At 66.4% G+C, this 979-nt stretch carries 1 protein-coding gene; it reads left to right on the forward strand.

Annotation, left to right across the window (positions count from 1 at the left end):
* Positions 1 to 225: 225 nt before the first annotated feature.
* On the forward strand, positions 226 to 979 hold a 754-nt coding region (locus JCM19049_RS15420; protein ID WP_306420830.1), incomplete at its 3' end, for a 23S rRNA (uracil(747)-C(5))-methyltransferase.

The following is a 979-nucleotide window of genomic DNA, read 5'->3' on the forward strand; positions in this document are numbered from 1 at the left end:
CGCTGACGCCCAGCGCAGCGGCCAAGGGCAGGGCCGTGAAGGCCAGGGGACGACGAAGCGAGCGGCGTCGAATCTGCTGAACCATTGTCTTTCCGGGGTTGCGAGTGCGGTCATCATGCTACGCCCCAGCGAAGCAACTGGGTTTGAGCCTATCGCCGGAACCTGAAAAATCCCGGGCAATCAGCGTCGAGCTCACTTAGTTGGCAGCGGGGCGGATTCGATAACATGGCCAGCATCATGCAATGCCTCTACTTCTCGGCCGGCCGGTGCCGTTCCTGCAGCCAAATGACCCGCCCCTACCAGCAGCAGCTGCAGGGCAAGGCCGAGCACTGCGCCCAGCTGCTGGCCGGGCATGAGCAGCTGCGCTTCCTGCCCCCGCAGCCCAGCGTCGAATCAGGGTTCCGCAACAAGGCGAAAATGGTGATTTCCGGCACCAGCGAGAACCCGACCATCGGGATCCTGGACGCGGACGGGCACGGGGTGGACCTGCGCCACTGCGGGGTCTGCGACCCGGCGTTGCGCGCCGCGTTTCCCGTCATCGAACGCTTCATCCGCCAGCTGGGGCTGATCCCCTATGACGTGCCGCGGCGCAAGGGTGAGCTCAAGCACGTGATCATCACCCTGGCCCCCTCCGGGCAGCTGATGGTGCGCTGGGTGCTGCGCACCAAGAAGCACTTCGTGGCGCTGCGCGATTCGCTGCCGCTGTTTTCCAAGGCGCTGCCCGCGGCGAAGGTGGTCTCGGTGAACTTCCTGCCCGAGCACAAGGCCGTGCTCGAAGGCAGTGAGGAGATCGTGCTCAGCGCCGCCCAGACCCTGCCGATGGAGTTGAACGGCATTGGGATGCACCTGCGCCCGCAGGGCTTCTTCCAGACCAACACGCCGATCGCCGCCGCCCTGTACCGCCAGGCCGCCAGCTGGGTGCGGCAGCTGCAGCCGGCCAGCGTCTGGGACCTGTACTGCGGGGTCGGCGGGTTCGCAT

The sequence above is a fragment of the Arthrobacter sp. JCM 19049 genome, from assembly GCF_001310435.1.